This is a genomic window from Actinomadura sp. 9N215 (assembly GCF_044326345.1).
Taxonomy (GTDB): Bacteria; Actinomycetota; Actinomycetes; order Streptosporangiales; family Streptosporangiaceae; genus Spirillospora.
In genome coordinates this window covers 1-18,671 of the sequence record NZ_JBIRBA010000028.1, presented here as the reverse complement: position 1 = coordinate 18,671, position 18,671 = coordinate 1, and the positions used below count along the sequence as shown (strand labels likewise).

At 72.3% G+C, this 18,671-nt stretch carries 19 protein-coding genes; 8 read left to right on the top strand and 11 right to left on the bottom strand.

Annotation, left to right across the window (positions count from 1 at the left end; genetic code table 11):
• The first annotated feature begins 64 nt into the window (after positions 1–64).
• Together rimO and pgsA are read left to right on the top strand one after the other, a co-directional pair.
• Positions 65–1,546, top strand: a complete 1,482-nt coding sequence (rimO, locus tag ACH34T_RS34985) for a 30S ribosomal protein S12 methylthiotransferase RimO (protein WP_396025258.1) — start codon at positions 65–67, stop codon at positions 1,544–1,546.
• Positions 1,543–2,142 carry a CDP-diacylglycerol--glycerol-3-phosphate 3-phosphatidyltransferase gene (gene pgsA, locus ACH34T_RS34980; protein WP_396025257.1) on the top strand — a complete coding sequence of 200 codons (600 nt, stop codon included), beginning with the start codon at positions 1,543–1,545 and terminating at the stop codon, positions 2,140–2,142. Before rimO ends, pgsA begins: the two co-directional genes overlap by 4 nt.
• A 7-nt stretch (positions 2,143–2,149) precedes the next feature.
• Here the strand turns inward: pgsA and ACH34T_RS34975 are convergent, their stop codons facing one another.
• Positions 2,150–2,587, bottom strand: a complete 438-nt coding sequence (locus tag ACH34T_RS34975; RefSeq protein ID WP_396025256.1) for an acyl-CoA thioesterase — start codon at positions 2,585–2,587, stop codon at positions 2,150–2,152.
• The gene (locus tag ACH34T_RS34970) at positions 2,584–2,928 is read right to left on the bottom strand and encodes a hypothetical protein (protein WP_396025255.1); all 345 of its coding nucleotides are present in this window, start codon (positions 2,926–2,928) and stop codon (positions 2,584–2,586) included. Before ACH34T_RS34970 ends, ACH34T_RS34975 begins: the two co-directional genes overlap by 4 nt.
• Before the next feature lie 552 nt (positions 2,929–3,480).
• Here ACH34T_RS34970 and ACH34T_RS34965 point away from each other — a divergent pair.
• From ACH34T_RS34965 to ACH34T_RS34955, 3 genes are all read left to right on the top strand, one after another.
• Positions 3,481–4,776 (top strand): CinA family nicotinamide mononucleotide deamidase-related protein, encoded by a 1,296-nt coding sequence (locus tag ACH34T_RS34965; RefSeq protein WP_396025254.1) that lies wholly within the window; start codon positions 3,481–3,483, stop codon positions 4,774–4,776.
• Between the two features lie 111 nt (positions 4,777–4,887).
• Complete coding sequence (locus ACH34T_RS34960) at positions 4,888–5,244, top strand: helix-turn-helix domain-containing protein (protein WP_138649564.1); 357 nt, start codon at positions 4,888–4,890, stop codon at positions 5,242–5,244.
• 180 nt (positions 5,245–5,424) lie between these two features.
• Positions 5,425–5,892: a Dps family protein gene (locus ACH34T_RS34955; RefSeq protein WP_396025252.1), complete on the top strand. Its 468-nt coding sequence runs from the start codon at positions 5,425–5,427 to the stop codon at positions 5,890–5,892.
• Positions 5,893–6,070: 178 nt separating this feature from the next.
• On the opposite strand, the gene ACH34T_RS34950 is transcribed toward ACH34T_RS34955, so the two are convergent.
• The 7 genes from ACH34T_RS34950 to ACH34T_RS34920 all read right to left on the bottom strand — a co-directional run bounded on the left by ACH34T_RS34950 (position 6,071) and on the right by ACH34T_RS34920 (position 13,110).
• Positions 6,071–6,955, bottom strand: coding sequence for a LysR substrate-binding domain-containing protein (locus ACH34T_RS34950; RefSeq protein ID WP_396025251.1), 885 nt, complete (start codon positions 6,953–6,955; stop codon positions 6,071–6,073).
• Between the two features lie 165 nt (positions 6,956–7,120).
• Positions 7,121–7,915, bottom strand: coding sequence for a DNA-formamidopyrimidine glycosylase family protein (locus ACH34T_RS34945; protein ID WP_396025250.1), 795 nt, complete (start codon positions 7,913–7,915; stop codon positions 7,121–7,123).
• 10 nt (positions 7,916–7,925) lie between these two features.
• Positions 7,926–8,390, bottom strand: coding sequence for an RrF2 family transcriptional regulator (locus tag ACH34T_RS34940; protein WP_396025249.1), 465 nt, complete (start codon positions 8,388–8,390; stop codon positions 7,926–7,928).
• A gap of 113 nt (positions 8,391–8,503) precedes the next feature.
• A complete protein-coding gene (locus ACH34T_RS34935; protein WP_396025248.1) occupies positions 8,504–9,961 on the bottom strand; it encodes a glycoside hydrolase family 3 protein in 1,458 nt (485 codons plus the stop codon).
• Positions 9,958–10,848 carry a carbohydrate ABC transporter permease gene (locus tag ACH34T_RS34930; RefSeq protein ID WP_396025247.1) on the bottom strand — a complete coding sequence of 297 codons (891 nt, stop codon included), beginning with the start codon at positions 10,846–10,848 and terminating at the stop codon, positions 9,958–9,960. The genes ACH34T_RS34935 and ACH34T_RS34930 overlap by 4 nt, the downstream gene beginning before the upstream one ends.
• Positions 10,845–11,816: a carbohydrate ABC transporter permease gene (locus tag ACH34T_RS34925; RefSeq protein WP_396025246.1), complete on the bottom strand. Its 972-nt coding sequence runs from the start codon at positions 11,814–11,816 to the stop codon at positions 10,845–10,847. The genes ACH34T_RS34930 and ACH34T_RS34925 overlap by 4 nt, the downstream gene beginning before the upstream one ends.
• A 22-nt stretch (positions 11,817–11,838) precedes the next feature.
• Complete coding sequence (locus ACH34T_RS34920) at positions 11,839–13,110, bottom strand: extracellular solute-binding protein (RefSeq protein ID WP_396025245.1); 1,272 nt, start codon at positions 13,108–13,110, stop codon at positions 11,839–11,841.
• Positions 13,111–13,370: 260 nt separating this feature from the next.
• Between ACH34T_RS34920 and ACH34T_RS34915 the strand changes: the two genes are divergently transcribed.
• A complete protein-coding gene (locus tag ACH34T_RS34915) occupies positions 13,371–14,600 on the top strand; it encodes an ROK family protein (protein ID WP_396025244.1) in 1,230 nt (409 codons plus the stop codon).
• A gap of 86 nt (positions 14,601–14,686) precedes the next feature.
• On the opposite strand, the gene ACH34T_RS34910 is transcribed toward ACH34T_RS34915, so the two are convergent.
• Entirely contained in the window at positions 14,687–14,818 is a 132-nt protein-coding gene (locus ACH34T_RS34910; protein WP_396025243.1) for a hypothetical protein, read from the bottom strand.
• A gap of 230 nt (positions 14,819–15,048) precedes the next feature.
• Here ACH34T_RS34910 and secA2 point away from each other — a divergent pair, with 230 nt between their 5' ends.
• Positions 15,049–17,379, top strand: a complete 2,331-nt coding sequence (secA2, locus tag ACH34T_RS34905) for an accessory Sec system translocase SecA2 (RefSeq protein WP_396025242.1) — start codon at positions 15,049–15,051, stop codon at positions 17,377–17,379.
• A gap of 9 nt (positions 17,380–17,388) precedes the next feature.
• Here secA2 and ACH34T_RS34900 read toward each other — a convergent pair whose 3' ends face one another.
• A complete protein-coding gene (locus ACH34T_RS34900; protein ID WP_396025241.1) occupies positions 17,389–17,946 on the bottom strand; it encodes a TetR/AcrR family transcriptional regulator in 558 nt (185 codons plus the stop codon).
• A gap of 90 nt (positions 17,947–18,036) precedes the next feature.
• Here ACH34T_RS34900 and ACH34T_RS34895 point away from each other — a divergent pair.
• Positions 18,037–18,671, top strand: a 635-nt coding sequence (locus ACH34T_RS34895; RefSeq protein ID WP_396025240.1) for a DMT family transporter, incomplete at its 3' end; no start/stop codon positions are given.

Genomic DNA, 18,671 nt, shown 5'->3' with positions numbered 1-18,671 from the left:
CCGCTCCGCGCGGCGTACGAGGGCGCTGGTCTCCCTGGACGTCCGGGGCCATTACCTTAGAGGGATGTCCACTCGCCGCAAGGTCTCGCTCATCACGCTCGGCTGCGCCCGCAACGAGGTCGATTCCGAGGAGCTCGCCGCGCGCATCGAGGTCGCGGGCTGGGACCTTGTCGACCACACCGACGGTGCCGACGACGCGGACGGCGCGGACGTCGTGGTCGTCAACACCTGCGGGTTCATCGAGGCGGCCAAGAAGGACTCCATCGACACGCTGCTCGCCGCGCACGACTCGGGCGCGAAGGTCGTGGCGGCCGGCTGCATGGCGGAGCGGTACGGCAACGAGCTGGCCGAGGCGCTGCCGGAGGCCGACGCCGTGCTCGGCTTCGACGACTACACCGCCATCGGCGACCGGCTCGACGACGTCATGGCGGGACGCGGCCACACCGCGCACGCCCCGCGCGACCGCCGCACGCTGCTGCCGATCTCCCCGGTCGACCGCTCGTCCTCGGCGGCGGCGATCCCGGGCCACGGCGGGCACGACGAGCTCCCGGACGGGGTGGCGCCCGCATCCGGGCCGCGGGTGCTGCGGCGGAGGCTCGGCGGCGGCGGCCCGGTCGCGCCGCTCAAGCTGGCGTCGGGCTGCGACCGGCGCTGCACGTTCTGCGCCATCCCGGCGTTCCGCGGCGCGTACGTGTCGCGTCCGCCGGCGGAGGTGCTGGAGGAGGCGCGCTGGCTGGCCGGGCACGGCGTCCGCGAACTGGTCCTGGTCAGCGAGAACTCCACGTCCTACGGCAAGGACCTCGGCGACCTGCGGGCGCTGGAGAAGCTGCTGCCCGGCCTCGCCGCCGTGGACGGCATCGAACGCGTCCGCGTCAGCTACCTGCAGCCCGCCGAGACGCGTCCGGGGCTGATCGAGGCGATCTGCGGCACGCCCGGCGTCGCCCCGTACTTCGACATGTCGTTCCAGCACGCGAGCGGCCCGGTGCTGCGATCGATGCGGCGGTTCGGCGACCGTGAGCGATTCCTGGGGCTGCTCGACCAGATCCGCGCGCTCGCGCCGGACGCGGGCGTGCGGTCGAACTTCATCGTCGGGTTCCCCGGCGAGTCCGAGGACGACTTCGACGAGCTGGTGCAGTTCCTGTCCGCCGCGCGGCTGGACGCGGTCGGCGTGTTCGGCTACTCCGACGAGGACGGCACCGAGGCCGCCGCCCTCGACGGCAAGCTCGACCCCGCCGAGATCGCCGCCCGCGTCGAGGAGCTGACGAGCCTCGCCGACGAGCTGACCGCGCAGCGCGCCGAGGACCGCGTCGGCTCGGACGTCCACGTCCTCCTGGAGGAGAAGGCGGAGGACGGCGGGTTCGAGGGCCGCGCCGCGCACCAGGCGCCCGAGGTGGACGGGACGGTCCGCGTCCGCGGCGCCGGCCTGGCCCTCGGCGAGATCGTCGCGGCCCGCGTCACCGGCAGCGACGGCGTGGACCTCACCGCGGACCTCGGCGTGGACCTCGGCACGGATCCCAGCACGGATCCCAGCACGGGCGTGTCATGATCGCCGGCGCCCCGGATCCGGTGGCGGGCTCGCACGACCCGCCGCCGGCCGGTGTCTGGAACATCGCGAACGCGCTGACGATCGTCCGGATCGCGCTGGTCCCCCTCTTCGTCTGGCTGCTGTTCCTGGACGGCACCGGCTGGCGCCTCGCCGCGTTCGCGGTCTTCGCGGTCGCCTCGATCACCGACAAGATCGACGGCGACATCGCGCGGGCGCGGGGCATCGTCACCGACTTCGGCAAGATCGCCGACCCGATCGCGGACAAGGCGCTCACCGGCGCGGCACTGGTCAGCCTGTCCATCATGGGGGAGCTGTGGTGGTGGGTGACGGTCGTCATCATGGTCCGCGAGATCGGGATCACGGTGCTGCGGTTCACCGTGATCCGCCGCGGCGTGATCCCGGCGAGCAAGGGCGGCAAGCTGAAGACGATGTTGCAGGTCATCGCCATCGGCCTGTACCTCCTGCCCGGCCCGCTCGACTACCTGCGCTGGGTCACGATGGGCGCCGCGCTGGTCGTCACGGTCGTCACGGGGGCGGACTACGTCGTCCAGGCGTGGCGCCTGCGCCGCGCGCCGGACGCGTCCGGCCCGTCCTGACGGCGGTTCAGAGGCCGAGCAGCGCGGGCCGGTCGGCGAGCGCCCGCCAGCGGCCCGCCGGGTCGGGGACGAGCCGCCGCCGCTCCAGGTCGAGCAGCCCGGCACGGCTGCCGATCTCGGCGGCGAGGACGCCGTCCGCGCGGCGCAGCTCCTGCCTGATTCCGAACGTCTTGCCGTCGCCCCAGTCGAACGCGCAGGTGACGTCTACCTCGTCGCCCGCGCGCAGCTCGCGGTGGTAGCGGATGGTGCTCTCCAGCGTCACCGGGCCGGTGCCGGTGGCGCGCAGATCGTCCGCCGAGATCCCGGCGGCGCGCAGGCACGCCCAGCGGGCGTGGTCGCCGTACTGGTGGTAGACCGCGTTGTTGAGGTGCCCCTGCGCGTCGATCTCGTAGATGCGGACGGTGACCCGCACGGTGAACGGTGTCGTCGTCGTGGTGCCCGTCACGATCCCTCCTCCTGCTCCGCCTCGTGCTGCCCCGCATCGTGGCCGGTCAGCCATTCGTGGGACTTGGCGGTCAGGTAGCGCAGGCCGTCGTCGCCGATCTCGACCCAGTCGCCGCGCGTCCAGCCGCCGGTCGTCTGCGGCGCGAACCCGTGCCGTCTGAACAGCGCGGACGCCTCCTCCTTGCGGAGGCCGCGGCGTCCCCAGTCGCGGATGACGCGCGCCGTGCGCTCCTCCTCGCCGACTTCGGCGGGGCCGTCGAGCGCGGCGGCGATCTCCTCAAGCCCGCGCGCGATCAGCCGCAGCCCGGCCTGGACGCGGGCGCGGTCGACGGGTTCCCCCATGACTTCGATCGTAGAGCAATCGCTATCAATCGAAAACCGATGCCCAGCCGTTCATCGGGTTTGAGCGCGGCGGCCACGGGGTGGGCTGCGGGGCCACGCCCACCCCGGTCGTGGCCCCGCAGCCCCGTTCGGGCCCCGCGGTACGCAATTATCCCTATGAATCCCCGGGCGGACGAATCGGGCGAATGAGTTTTGACTCACATTGTGACCTGCACTTCAAGGAATTGGTGGACCCGCCGTCAGTAGCGCGCGCCGGACGATGCGCGCCTCGGCCGCGCCGCACGTCGCACGCGGCGACGGGAGCGGCGCCGTCGCGGGACACAAAACGCGGCCGTCGCTTTTCGGAGGCGAGCGAATGGCGAAACCCGCTTGGACCGGTTCGATCAGCCGGCGTCGCGTCCGTCCTCATTCGGTCGTTTTCACGGTCAACCGGCGCGCGTCGCGACCCGTCGCGGCCCGGCCCTGGTCCGTCCCAGGCGCGGCGCCGCCGGTAGATTCGGTGCGCCGTGCGGGTGAACGGCGGAGACGCGGAAACGCGGAGATGGGGACGCGATGCGGGTCGAACTGCTCACCGTCGGGGACGAGCTGCTCCTCGGCGACACGATCAACGGGAACGCCGCGTGGCTCGGCCGCAGGCTCGCCGACCACGGCGTCGACGTGACCCGCAGCGTCGTCGTCGGCGACGAGCTCGACGTGATCGTCGAGGCGGTGCGCGCGGCGCTCGGCCGCGCCGGCGCGGTCATCACCACCGGCGGCCTCGGCCCCACCTACGACGACCTGACCCGCGACGCGCTCGCCAAGGCGGCGGGCGTCGGCCTCGTCCGCGACCCGGCGCTGGAGCGGCGGCTGCGCGAGCGGGTCGCGCGCGCCGGGCGGGAGCTGCAGCCGATGGCGCTGCGCATGGCGGACGTCCCCGAGGGCGCGCGGCTCCTCGCCAACCCCGCGGGCTCGGCCCCCGGCCTGCGCGTCGAGCTGCCCGGCGGGATCGTGTACGCGCTGCCCGGCGTCCCGTTCGAGATGCGCACGATCATGGACGGGACCGTCCTGCCGGAGCTGGCGAAGATCGCCGGGCTGCCCGCCGTCGCGCGCCGCACGCTGCGCACCGCCCGGATGTGGGAGTCGGTCGTCGCGACACGGCTCGCCGAGGTCGAGGCGATGGACGGGGTCCGCCTCGCCTACCTGCCCGACCCGGCCGAGGTGAAGGTCCGGATCACCGTCGCGGGCCCCGGCGCCGCCGGACGTCTCGCGGACGTCGAGTCACGCGCCCGCGACCTGCTCGGCGACGCCGTGTACGGGGCCGAGGACGAGACGCTCGACCGGGTCGTCCACCGGCTGCTCGCGGAGCGCTCGGCGACCGTCGCCGCGGCCGAGTCGCTGACCGGCGGGCTGATCGGCGCGGAGCTGACCGCGATGCCGGGGTCGTCGGCGACGTTCGCGGGCGGCATGGTGACGTATGCGACCGAGTCCAAGCACCGGCTGCTCGGCGTCCCGGCGGAGCTGCTGGCCGAGCACGGGGCCGTCCACCCGGACGTGGCGGCCGCGATGGCAGCCGGGGTACGGGACGCGCTCGGCGCGACGTACGGGCTCGCCGTGACGGGCGTGGCCGGCCCCGAACCGCAGGACGGCCGCCCCGTGGGGACGATCTACATCGGCGTGGCCGGGCCCGGGGACTCACGTACTGTGATCAATCCGAAACTTCCCGTTCCGGGTGCCGGGCCCGAGTCCCGTGCGGTGATCCGGCGGATGACCGTCGTGCACGCCCTTGAGCTGCTGAGACGCGTCCTGCTCGGCCTTGACGTCACGGAGCGGAGCGGGTCCGCTCGGACGGATCGGGAAGATCGGGGCTGATTACAGCGTTACGTTCCGAGCGAACACGAATTCAACGGTCTGCCATGGCCACCGTCAAGGCGGGTACGGTGGAACCGGCAGATGGTCCGAACTGAGGGAGGGAGCGAGACGATGGTCCTGCTTCGCCAGCTGCTCGGTGACGTACTGCGGCAGCTGCGGCTGCGCCAGGGACGCACCCTCCGTGAGGTGTCCGCGGCGGCGCGGGTGTCACTCGGCTACCTGTCCGAGGTGGAACGGGGGCAGAAAGAGGCATCTTCTGAACTGCTGTCCTCGATCTGCAAGGCGCTCGGCGTGCCGCTGTCGCACGTCCTGAGGGACGTGGCGGATCAGCTTGCCCTGGCCGAGCTGCAGCACGAGCCCGTCATGGCGGGCGCGCCGCCCGAGCACGAGCGCATTTCCGCCGAGAGCATCCCGGAGACGCCGGAAGAGATCACGGGGGAGTTCCGCGCCGACATGGTCGCGGCCTGACCCGTCCTCGGCGGGCCCCGTCATCGTGGGCTCGCCGGCTGTTCCCGGGTGCTTCACCGAGTGTTCATGCGCTCCGTCCCGAGGCCGCGGGTGTGCGCGGTCTCACGCATGAATGCGGCATTTGCGGGGAGATTCCCGAGTTGTACCGGGTACCCGTAACGACGCGGAAGGAGCCCCACCATGGCGGCGGTCAAGAGCCCGATCAGTGACGAGGCCCAGAAGGTGGCGGGGGACGCCCTGCAGGGCTCCCTCATCGACCTCATAGATCTTTCCCTGGTCGCCAAGCAGGCGCACTGGAACCTCACCGGACGCAACTTCAAGGTCGTTCACGAGCACCTGGACGAGGTCGTCGCGCTCGCCCGCAGCGGTCAGGACGAGGTCGCCGAGCGTGCCGTGACGATCGGCGTGAACCCGGACGGCCGCGTCCGCACGGTCGCCGACCGGACGAGACTTCCGCAGCTGGAGGCCGGCTACCTCGACGACGACAAGGTCGTCGCCGCGGTCACCGACACCCTTGCGCAGATCATCGCGCGGTTCCGCGAGCGCATCGCGGCCACCGACGAGCCCGACCAGGTGACGCAGGACCTGCTCATCGGCATCACCCGCGAACTGGAGAAGCAGCACTGGATGTTCCAGGCGCAGACCTGACGCGTCCAGGCGCCGAAGGCGCCGGCCCGGCGCGGCGCGCCGCCGCGATCCCCGGCGCGCCGCCGCGGAGCCGACGAGGCCCCGGCCCTCGCCGACCGTTCCGGCGAGGACCGGGGCCGTTTCTTGTCGGAACGGCCGCCCGGCGGTCGTGAACGACACCGCGTGGGGCGTGCGCCGATCACGTCCGGAGATGCTCCAGGACGGTGTCGGCGAACTCGACGGCCAGCGGGCTCAGCGCGTCCCACCGCCGGGCGGCCCACCCCGCGGTGAGCGGCGGGAGGTCCGGGATGGGGACGAGCCGGACGTCCCCGCTCCCGCGCCCCCACCCCGGCAGCGCGGGCAGGATCGCGTGGCCCAGGCCGAGTTCGGCGAGCAGCAGCGCCGTGTCCCAGTCGGCGACGCTCGTCGTGGACGTCAGCCGCACCCCGTGCCGTTCGAGGTGCGTCTCCAGATGGAGCCGGGACGTGGAGTGCTCGGGTAGCTCGATGTGCCGGATGCCCGACAGGTCCTCCAGCGCGATCGACGTCCGCTGAGCCAGCGGATCATCGGCGTGGACGGCGAGCATCCACGGTAGCTCCCGGGACGCGCGCTGCTCGACGCCCTCCAGCGGCGGCCCGGTCGTCACCCACGCCAGGTCGGCGGCGTGCGAGCGGACGGCCTCCAGGCAGCGGCGGCTGGAGCCCGCGGTCTCGAACTGAAGCGCCGCCTCCGGGTGGCGGCCCCGGAACGCGGCCACGCCCGCCGCCATGAAGTGCCGGACGGTGGTCGCCCCCGTCGCGATCCGGACCGTGCCGCCGACTCCGCGGCGCAGGTCGTCGAGATGGCGCAGCGCCGCGTCCAGCCCGGCGATCCCCTCCATCGCGGCCTGATGCAGGACGTGTCCCGCCCGGGTGGGCACGACCCCGCGCGGACGCCGTTCCAGCAGTACCAGCCCGGTCTCCCGCTCAAGCCGCTTCACGTGCTGGCTGACCGCCGACTGGCTGCACGACAGGTCGCGCGCCACGGCGCTGAGATTGCCCGCCGCGCACACGGCCACGAAGACCCGCAGGTCGTCCAGCGTCATGTACCCAAGCTATGCCTAGGAGATCAATAAGGAAACCCGAGAATTGACTTGGAACGATCGCACGCCGAGGATGCTCGATATGGGCGCGGGATCCAGCGCCCCACCCCAGGCGGCGACCCGCCCCCGCAACCCGGGTGCAGGGCGGGCGTCGACCCTGGACGCCGTCTAGACGGCGGGGACGGGTTGGCAGTGGGGGCACCAGTAGGTGGTGCGCTTGCCGCCCTGGGACGGCTGGTCGCCGCGCTCGATTCTCGTGCCGCAGCGGCGGCAGGGGCGTCCGGCGCGGGCGTAGACCCAGTGCTCGCGGCCGCGGGCCAGGTCGCCGGTGGTGATGTGGCCGTGCCGCTGCTTGTTGAGGTCCAGCAGCCTGTGAGAGAGCTCCACAAGGCCGATCAGGTCGGGAACGTTCCGAACCAAGGTCCACGGGTGGACGCCCCGCAGAAACAGGATCTCGGCCTTGTAGACGTTGCCGATCCCGGCGAGCCGGGTCTGGTCGAGCAGCGCCTCGCCGATCGGCCGGTCGGGCTCGTCCGCCAGCCGGGCGGCCGCGTCCGCCGCCGTCTCCGGGCCCCAGCCTGGGTCGAGCAGGTCGGGACCCAGGTGGCCGACGGCCTCGTCCTCCTCGGCGGTGCGCAGCAGCTCCACCAGGCCGAGGGAGAAGCCGACCGCCTGCCACTCCGCGTTCGCCAGCACGAGCCGGACGCGGTGGTCGCGCGGCACGGGCCCGGCGCGGCGGATCTGCCAGCGTCCCTCCATCAGCAGATGGGTGTGGACGGTCAGCCCGCCCTCGACGCGGACGAGGAGATGCTTGCCGCGGGACACGGCGTCCAGGACGGCGCGTCCGCGCAGGTTGGCGGTCGCGAACCGGGGGACGCGGAAGTCGGAGCGCACGAGCGGACGCCCGGCGAGCGCCTCGCGCAGGCGCCGGGCGGTCAGCCAGACGACATCGCCTTCCGGCATGGGACGGGCCTCAGAGGAACGAGGGGCTTTCCCAGGCGGCCGGGTCGTCGGTCAGCTTCCGGACGGGCTCGGGCAGCTTCCCCTCGGCGATGTGCGAGAGCATGACCTGCTCCAGGATGGAGCGCTCGCTGGCGCGCAGCGCGATCCACACGTCCTGCAGGGAACGCGCGGGCCCCGCGTACCCGACGTGCTCGGGGCGCTCGCCCCGCACGCCGAGCAGCGGCCCGTCGATGGCGCGGATGATGTCGGCGAGGGAGATCTTGTCGGCCGGACGTGCCAGCCAGTAGCCGCCCTCGGGTCCCCGCTGGCTCCGGACGAGACCGGACCGGCGCAGCTGGCCGAGGATGTTCTCCAGGAATTTGGGCGGGATCTGCTGGGCCTCCGCGAGCTGTACCGCGGTCACCGGGTGGCTCCCGGCGACCGCCAGCTCCGCGGCGGCGCGCAACGCATAGTCGACCCGGGCGGACAATCGCATAGGACCATTATCCCTTGTCGGCTCACCACTCGGACCGGCGGCGTGGCGCGCCCGCCGGAACCGGGCTCATTCGTCCGGCGGGCGCGCCACGAGCCTTCACCTGCACGGCTGCCTCAGCAGAGCCCCAGGAGCTCCGCGACGGCCTGGGCGTTGGCGGCGGCGGCGCCGTAGGTGGCGAGGTAGACGGCGGACCCCGGGCGCCACACCGGGAGGCCCATCTCCACGACGACGGTGTCCGGACGGGCCGTCAGCAGCGCCGTGGTGAGCGCCCGCTGGCCGGCGTGCCGGTGCGCGTCGCGGAGCACGACGATCAGGCCGCGGCCCTTGGCGCGGTCCAGGACCAGGTCCTCCGCGCCGTCCGATCCGTCGGTCTGCACGGCGTCGGGCGCCCAGGGGCTCAGGCCCCACGGCGTCGGGCCCATGGCGATGTTGCCGGTGGACTCCGTCTCCACGACGAGCGGCGCGCTGTCCCAGCCGGGCAGCGAGCCCGACACGCGGATCGCGCGGCGCGCGGCCTCCAGCCCGGCGGCGCGGTCGACGACGGCGGGGGAGTGTCCGGCGAGCCATTCCTTGAGGCGGCGGGTGCGGTCCGCCGCGGCCTGCAGCCGGTCCGGCGACAGCCGTCCGGTCCGGACGGCCTCGCCGATCGCCGCGAGGGTCGCCGAGACGGTCTCGGCGTGCTCCCTCGGGCCGAGGCACAGCAGGTCGGCGCCCGCGATGAGCGCCCGCACCGACGCCTCGGGGATGCCGATCGCACCGCTCGCGCCCTCCATGTCGAGCGCGTCGGTGACGATCACCCCCTGGTACCCGAGGTGCTCGCGGAGCAGCCCGGTGATCGCCTCGGGGGAGAGGGTCGCCGGCACGCCGCGGGTGATGGTGGGCAGGTTGAGATGCCCGGTCATCACCGCGCGGGTGCCGGCCTCGATCGCCGCCCGGAACGGGACCAGCTCGCGCCGGTCCAGCAGCTCCAGGTCGGCGTCGACGAGCGGGATCGACAGGTGCGAGTCGTCCACGGTGGCGCCGTGGCCGGGGAAGTGCTTCGCGCAGGCCGCGACGCCCGCCTCCTGCGTGCCGGTGACGGACGCGGCGGCGTGCCGCGCGACGAGCTCCGGGTCGGACCCGAACGAGCGGGTGCCGATCACCGGGTTGTCGTCGGCGGTGTTGACGTCCACCGACGGCGCGAAGTTGAAGTTGACGCCGACCTCGGCCAGCTCCGCGCCCAGCGAGCGGTAGATCCGCCGGGTCAGCTCCGGGTCGTCGACGGCGCCGAGCGCCGCGTTGCCCGGGTAGGGGCTGCCGGTCTGGTGGCCGCCGAGGCGGGTGACGTCGCCGCCCTCCTCGTCGATCGTGATGAACGGGTCGCCGGCCTTGCGCATCTGCGTGGTGAGCGCGGCCAGGGACTCCGGGCTCTCCACGTTGCCGGTGAGGGCGAACAGGGTGACGCCGGCGAGGCCGGCCTCCAGTTCGTCCAGCAGCCAGCGCGGCGCGGTCGGGCCGGGGAAGGAGGGGAGCAGGGTGCCGCGTGCCAGCCGGGCGATGTCCGCCGTGGTCGCGATGTCGTCGGTGGTCACCCCTTCACCGCCCCGGCGGTGAGGCCGGACACCATGCGGCGCTGGACGAGCAGGAAGAACACGATGACGGGAATGGTGAGCAGCGTCGACGCTGCCATGATGGGCCCCCATGCGTTGCCGCTGCGGCCGAAGAAGAACTGCAGCATGATCGGGAGGGTGTACTTGTTCTGGTCGTCGATGAACGTGAACGCGAAGATGAACTCGTTCCAGGCGGTGATGAACGAGAAGATGCTGGTGGCGACCAGACCGGGTGCGACGAGCGGCAGCATGACCCGGAAGAACGTCCGGATCGGCCCGGCCCCGTCGATGGCGGCGGCCTCCTCCAGCTCGCGCGGCACCGCGGCGACGAAGCCCCGCAGCATCCAGATCGCGAACGGCACGGCGAAGCCGATGTAGACGAGGGCGAGGCCGGACAGGCTGTTCAGCAGGTCGAGCTTCTTGAGGTCGAGGAACAGCGGGATGACCAGTGCCTCCAGCGGCACCATCTGCACGATCAGCAGCATGATCAGGAAGGTGGTGCGGAACCGGAAGCGGAACCGTGCGACGGCCACCGCGGCCATCAGCGCGAGCAGGCTCGACGCCACGACGGTGATCAGCGCGAGGATCGCGCTGTTGCGGAAGTACTCCCAGAAGGTGACCTCGGCGATGCCGCCGTTGAGGACGACGTCGAAGTGGTCCAGCGTCGGGTGCGAGGGCAGCGGCTTCGGCGTGGTGCTGAAGATCTCGTCGTTGGGCTTGAACGCGGTGGACGCCATCCAGAAGACGGGGAAGACCGCGAGGAGGAAGACCAGGATCCCCGTCCCGTTCAGCAGGATCCTCCGGCGCAGCCGCTTGGACGACGGACGGCGCCGCGCGCCGCCCGGCCGCTTCACTGTCGTGGTGGTCATTTCGTCTCCCCCTGACGCACCATGACCCGCACGTAGAGGGCGGTGACGATGAGCAGGATCACCGTGAGGACCAGCGCGATCGCCGAGCCCATGCCGAGCTTCGGATTCAGCGACCCGAAGGCCTCGGAGTAGCCGTAGAGCGACAGGTTGAACGCGTCGCGGTTCGCGGTCCCGGACATGATGAACAGCTGTGTGAAGACCTTGAAGTCCCAGATGATCGACATGACGACCAGCACGAGGAAGATCGGCTTGAGCATCGGGTAGGTGAGGCTCCAGAACGTCCGCCACGGGCCGGATCCGTCCACCCTGGCGGCCTCGTACAGCTCGCCGGGGATGCTCTTCAGGCCGGCCAGCACGGACACGGCGACGAAGGGGCACGCCTGCCAGACGACGCAGACGGTGAGGACGGTGTAGGTGGACAGCGGCTTGGCGAACCAGTTGTAGTCCGCCCAGCCGCCGCCGACGAGGAAGTTCGGCAGCAGGTCGAGCGTCCAGTTGACGAGCCCGCCCGTCGTGCCGAACAGCCAGGTGAAGATGATCGCCGCGGTGACCGGCGGGGTGGCCCAGGCGACCATGACGCCGCCCGCGACGAAGGACGACATCTTCCTGCCGAGCTTGCTGAGCAGCAGCCCGACGAGCGTCCCGACGACCAGGGTCAGCGACACCGCGACGACGGCGAACAGCACGGTGTGCCGGAAGGTCTGCCAGAAGAACGGGTCGTTGAGGATCGTTCTGAAGTTCTCGGTGCCGACCTGCTCGGCCGGCTCACCGCGCAGCTGGCGGTTGCCGACCTTCTGGAACGACATGATCCCGATCTGGATCATGGGCCAGAACATCAGGACGGCGATCACGACGACGGTCGGCGCGATCAGCAGGTAGGGCCCGAGGCGGGGCCCGCGGCGGGCGCGCGCCCGGCCGGACGATCTCCGGCCGGGCGCTCTCCGCACCGCCGGTGCGGTGTCGAGCATGGACGTTCCGATCAGCCGGGGACTACGAAGCGTTCAGCAGGGTGTTGGCCTGTTCGTTCGCCTTCTTCATCTCCTCTTCGGCCGCCTTGCCCTGCATCATCGCCTTGATCGCGTTCGGCAGGACCTTCTTGGCCTGCTCGAACTCGCCCCAGCCGGCGCTGATCGGCGGGAACTTGGTGTTGGCGGCGATGTCGGTGAAGATCGCGAGCTTGGGGTCGGAGAACTTCACGTCCGAGCGCATGGACGAGAACCCGCTGTAGTCGGCCCACGCCTTGGCGTTCTTGGCGTTGTTCAGCACCGTGATGTAGTCGAAGGACGCGGCCTTGGCCTTGGTGTCGGCCCAGACGGCCAGGTCGGAGCCGCCGGCCATGACCGGAGCGTTCCCACCGGCCTTGGCCGGGATCGGGAAGACGGCCCACTTGTCGGCGTTCTTGGGGGCGAGCTTCTTCATCTCCTTCAGCGACCAGCTGCCGTCGAAGTACATGCCGAGCTTGCCGAGGGCGAAGTCACGCTGCGGGCCCTGCAGCTCGTGCTTGCCGATGTAGCTCTTGGGCGCCACCTTGTCGGTGGTGACGAGGCCGGACCAGTACTTCGCGGCCTCGACGGCCTGCGGCTGGTCGAGCTTGCCGGCCCACTTGCCGCCCTCCTTGACGGCGACCTCGCCGCCGTTGCCCCAGATGAAGCTGAGCAGCGCGTTGGTCTGGTCGCTCGGCACGCCGATGCCGTCGGCCTTGCCGGAGTCCTGGATCTTCTTCGCCGCGGCGGTCAGCTCGGCCCAGTTCTTCGGCTGCTGGATGCTCAGCTCCTGGAACAGGTCCGTGCGGTACCAGACGGCGCGGACGCCGCCGTACCACGGCACCGCGTAGGTCTTGCCGCTCGCCTGGTCGTTGGTGAGCGCGGTCTTGTTCAGCGTCTTGCCGTCGGCCCAGTCCCCGTACTCGTCGCTGATGTCGGCGAGGTTGCCCTGCTCGATGTGGGACTGGACGTCGGTGTTGCCCAGCTCGGTGACGTCCGGGCCCTCGCCGCCGGCCGCCGCCTTCTGGAACGTGGTCGCGACCTGGTCCCAGGGCACGTACTTGATCTGCACGTCGGTGTTCGGGTGCTTGGTCTTGAAGTCCGCCTCGACGGCGTCAAGGAACTTCGTCTGCTCCGTGGTTCCTTCGCCCATCATCCAGACTTTGAGCTGCGCGGGGTCCTTGCCCGCGTCCTTCTCGTCGCTGCCGCCGTCGTCGCCGCAGGCCGTGGCGGCCAGGGCGATCGCGGCCGCGACGGCCGCAACCTTGATGTACTTCACTGGGGATCCTTTCCGGCATCGCCTCGCGCGGCCTTGTGGCCTGCGGTGCGAGGGGAGATGGGGACCCTTTAGGGTCCCAGCCATGCCCCTCTCGCGTTCGCAACGCTCGCGGGCGCCCTGCTCGCCAGTCCGCGCTCTGCGCGCGCCCCCGATCCGGGGTACCGGAACGGTCGACGCTTGGGCGTAAACTAACAAGAAACTTTCCTAAACAAAACTGCCGTTAGCGGATTGAGACACTTGAGACATCGAGGGGTAGCAGCATGGTCGCCAACCGCCCGGGGACGCCGAGGCTCCTGCGTGAGCTCAACGATCGCGCGGCCCTGGACCTGCTCGTCCAGCAGGGCCCGCTGACCCGCGCACAGATCGGTGAGCACACCGGGCTGTCCAAGGTAACCGCGTCTCAGCTGCTGTCGAGACTGGAGGACCGCGGGCTCGTCTCGGTCGTCGGATCGCAGGCCGGGGGACGGGGGCCGAACGCGGCGCTGTACGCCGTCGTCCCGTCCAGCGCCTACGTCGCGGGCCTGGAGGTCGGACCGGACGGCGTCACCGCCGGCGTCGCCGACATCACCGGGCACCTCGTCGCCCAGGTCACCGTCGACCCGAACGGCGCGGACGAGCCCGTCCGCATGGTGCACGCCGCCGTTGTGAAGGCGTGCCGCTCGGCCAAGGTCGCGCTGTCCAGGCTGAGCGCGTTCGTGATCGGCACGCCGGGCGTGGTCGACCCGCAGTCCGGCGACGTGCAGTTCTCCTTCGACCTGCCGTCCTGGCACGAGGGCGTCCTCGCCGCGCTGCGGACCGACCTGCGCCGTCCCGTGACGATCGAGAACGACGTCAACCTCGCCGCCATCGCCGAACGGGCCTACGGCGCCGCGCGCGGCTCCGACGACTTCGCGCTCATGTGGCTGGACCGCGGCATGGGCCTGTCGGTGATGCTCGGCGGCCGGCTGCACCGCGGCCGGTCGGGCGGCGCGGGCGAGATCGGCTACCTGCCCGTCCCCGGCGCGCCGCTGCCGCTCGGCACCGCCCGGCGGGTCCCGGCGGACGAGGGCGTCACCGAGTCGACGACCTGGGGCATCCCGACCCTCGCCGGCGGCTACGGCGCGCTCGTCGGCGCGGACGCGGTCCGGGCCCTCGCGCACGAGTACGGCGTCGCCGAGAAGACCGCGGTGGACTGCGTCCGCGCGGCCGCCGCCGACGAGGCCCGTGGCGGCGGCCCGTTCCTCGACGACCTCGCCCGCCGCATCTCCTACGGCGTGACCTCGGTCAACATCGTCCTGGACCCGGGGCTGGTGGTGCTGTCGGGCGGCCTCGGGCGGGCCGGGGGCCTTCCCCTCGCCACCCGCATCGAGGAGATCGTCGGCCGGATCAGCCCGACCCGTCCCGCCGTCGCCGTGACCGAGGTGGACGGCAACCCCGTCCTGCGCGGTGCCCTCCACGCCGCCCTGGTGAAGGCCCGCGACGACGTCTTCTCCGCGGCCGGGGTCTCCTAGAGCGGGCCTCCCAGCGGGGCGAGACCCCGGAAAGGCGAAAGCGCCTCCGCCGGGCGGCGGAGGCGCTCATCGAAGCGTTCTCGTTCTTACTTGGCGGTGGCCGCGGCGGCCTGTTCCTGGTGGCGCCGCGGGTCGTTCAGCGCCCGGTCGATGACGGTCTGACTGATGATCTGGCGCCTGCGCCGGAGCGCCGCCGCCTTGCGTGCCGTAGGTGTCATGGCGAACCCTGTTTCCGCGGTGGCGTTCCCCCCGCCGCCGCTACCCCGTGATGTCCTCATCCTCCCAGAGCGGAACGGCCCCGGGGATCCGTCCAAGGAATGAAATCGAGGTCAGACCATGTGGGGAGAACACCCTGGGACGGATGGGGGCCGCCCTGGGATCATGGTGGGGAACCCAGTCCCGCACCAGCCCGTTGGGGGAACCGTGATCGTTGAACCGAGGGGTGGCCATGGCGCTGCGTGAGCGGCTCCGGCGGCTCGTCCAGAAGCCCGGCAGCGTCGATCTCGCGCCGTTCCGCGCCCTGGTGGACGAGGCCGGCGAGCGGGAGCAGCGCGTCCGGGAGCTGTCCGACGAGGAGCTGACCGCCGCCGCGTCCGTCCTCCGGGAGGAGGAGGACCTGGCGGAACTGTGCGCCCTCGGCCGGGAGGCCGCGCGCCGGACGCTCGGCGAGCGGCCGTTCGACGTCCAGCTCGTCGGGACGCTCGCGCTGCTGTCCGGGCACGTCGCCGAGATGGCCACCGGCGAGGGCAAGACCCTGTCGGGCGCGCTGGCCGCCGCCGGGTACGCGCTCCGCGGCCGCCGGGTCCACGTGATGTCGGTCAACGACTACCTCGCGCGCCGCGACGCCGAGTGGATGGGGCCGCTGTACGCGCTGCTCGGGGTGACGGTCGGGTGGGTCGGGCAGTCGTCGACGCCGGACGAGCGGCGGGCCGCCTACCAGGCCGACGTGACGTACGCGCCGGTCAGCGAGATCGGGTTCGACCTCCTGCGGGACCGGCTCGCCACCGACTCCGGCGACGTCGTCCAGCCGGAGCCGTCCGTCGCGCTGATCGACGAGGCCGACTCGGTGCTGGTGGACGAGGCGATGGTGCCGCTCGTCCTCGCGGGCGCCGCCGACCTCGACGCCGCCGACCCCCGGTACGCCGATCTCGTCCGCCGGCTGCGGCCCGGGCTGCACTACTCCACCGACGACGAGGCGCGGAACGTCCAGCTCACCCCGGCGGGGGCGAACGAGGTGGAACGCGTCCTCGGGCTGGAGCTCTACGCGTCCGAGCATCTCGACACCCTGACCGCCGTGAACGTCGCCCTGCACGCCCAGGTGCTGCTGCACCGCGACGTGGACTACCTAGTCCGCGACGGCGAGGTGAAGCTGATCAGCGAGTCGCGCGGGCGGGTGGCGCTGCTCCAGCGCTGGCCGGACGGCCTCCAGGCCGCGGTGGAGGCGAAGGAGGAGCTTGAGGCGTCCCCGAGCGGCGAGATCCTCGACTCGATCACCGTCCAGGAGCTGGTCGGACGCTACCCCGTGCGGTGCGGCATGACCGGGACGGCGATGGCGGTCGCGGCGCAGCTCACCGAGTTCTACGCGCTGCAGATCGCCGTCGTCCCGCCGAACCGGGCCTGCGTCCGCGACGACGAGCCCGACCGCCTCTACGCGACCACCGCCGACAAGGAGGTCGCGATCGTCGAGGAGATCGCGGCGGCGCACGCCACCGGGCGGCCGGTGCTGGTCGGGACCGGCGACGTCGCCGAGTCCGAACGGCTCGCGCGCCGCCTCACCCGGGCCGGGCTCGACCGGGTCGTGCTCAACGCCAAGAACGACGCCGAGGAGGCCGCGATCATCGCGGAGGCCGGGGCGCACGGCGCGATCACCGTGTCCACGCAGATGGCGGGGCGGGGCACCGACATCCGGCTCGGCGGCAGCCCGTCCACGCCGCCCGGCACGGCCCCGGCCGACGTCGAGGGCTCCGACCACGACCGGGTCGCCGAGGCGGGCGGCCTCCTCGTCATCGGCACGGGCCGCTACCACAGCAGCCGCCTGGACGACCAGCTCCGCGGCCGCGCGGGACGGCAGGGCGACCCCGGCGGCTCGGTGTTCTTCACCAGCCTCCAGGACGACCTCGTCACCCGCTTCGCGCCGGACGAGAAGAGCAAGGCGTCCGCGGACGACGACGGGCTCATCACCGACAAGGGCGCGCACTGGATCGTCGGGCACGCGCAGCGCGTCGCCGAGGGCGTCGACCTCGAACTGCACCGCAACACCTGGCGCTACAACCACCTGATCGGGCTCCAGCGGCGTGAGGTCCTCGCCGAGCGCGACGCCGTGCTGACCGGCGACGCCGCCGACCGGGCCTTGGCCGAGGACGCCCCCGACCGGCACGCCGAGCTCACCAAGATCGCTGGTGCGGACGCGGTGGCGGCGGCCGCGCGGCAGATCGTCCTGTACCAGCTGGACCGCTGCTGGTCCGAGCACCTCGCCTACCTCGCCGACCTGCGCGAGGGCATCCATCTGCGGTCGCTGGGCCGCGGGCTCGACCCGCTGATCGAGTTCAACCGGGAGGCCGTCCCGGCGGGCAAGCGCCTTCTCGGGGACGTGCGGAAACGATCGATCGCGGCATTCGAGGCCCTCACGGCGTCCGAGGAGGGCGGCATCGACCTCGACGCCGCTGGCCTTCAGCGCCCGTCGGCGACGTGGACGTACCTCGTCCACGACAACCCGTTCGGCTCCCTGGACGAGCGCGCCCTCCGCGGCATGATCAACATGTTCAAGCGCCGCCGCTGATCTCGCCCGCTACCGGGGGAGGATGGCGTCGGCGGTCGCGCGGGCGGTGGCGGCGGCGTTCCGGATCCCGCCGACGCTGTACGCGACGACCGCGCCCTCGTGGATGATGAGCAGCTGGTCCGCGAGCGTGCCGTCGCCGGTCAGCTCCGCGTAGAGGTCCCGCACCCAGCCCTTCTGCTCGGCGGCCGCCGCGTGCACCGGGTGGGACGGGAAGGGCAGCTCCGCGCAGGCGTTGACCATCGAGCATCCCCGCCCGCACTCCGTGCTCAACCATTCGCCGAGGGCGTCGAACGTGGCGAGGACGCGGTCGCGGGCGCCGTCGGGGACGGCGGCGAGCCGCGCGGTGATGAAGTCGCGCCAGCGTTCGTCGCGGGTGCGCAGGTAGGCGAGGATCAGCGCGTCCTTGGAGCCGAACCGGTCGTAGACGGTCTTCTTTGTGACCCCGGCCTCGGTGGCGATCAGCTCCATGCCGACGGAGCCGATGCCGCGCTCGTAGAACAGCTGGCTCGCTACCTGGAGCACCCGCCGTCCCGCGGGCGTGAGCGGCCGGTCGCCGTGGGCGGCCATGGCGCCTCCCTCCTCATGACTACACCGCCAGTATACATACCAGTATAGGTACTCTATGGCTATACCGGTATGTATACCTGAGGGAGTGCCGTGGACAGCCGCCGCCTGGACGCCCTGCTGGGCGCCGCGTTCGTCGTCACCTGGAGCTCCGGATTCATCGGCGCGGAACTCGGCACCCGCGGCGCGCCCGCGAGCGCCCTGCTGGCCTGGCGGTTCATCATCGCCGCGGCCGTCCTCGGGGGGTGGCTGGCCTGGCGGCGGCGCCGGATCCCGCGCCGCGACCTGATCCTGCACGTCGTCATCGGGACGCTCGCGCAGGGCGGATACCTCTACGGCGTCTTCCTCGCCGCCGAGCACGGCGTCGTCGCCGGGATCAACAACCTGGTCACCGCGTTGCAGCCGCTCGTCGCCGTCACGCTCGCCGTCCCCGTCCTCGGCGAGACGATCACCCGGCGGCAGTTCGGCGGGTTCGCCGCCGGGCTCGCCGGGGTCGCGCTCGTCGTCGGCGGCGACGTGCGCGGCGGCGCCCCGGTCTGGGCGTACCTGCTGCCGTTCGCGGCGATGCTCTCCCTCGTCGGCGCGACCCTCCTGGAGCGGCGCGCCCGGCCCGCCGCCGCCCTGCCCGAGGCGCTCGCCGTCCAGGCTCTGGTCAGCGCGGTGCTGTTCTCGGGCCTCGCGGGCGCGGAGGGCGCGCTCGTCCCGCCGGGCGATCCGGTGTTCTGGAC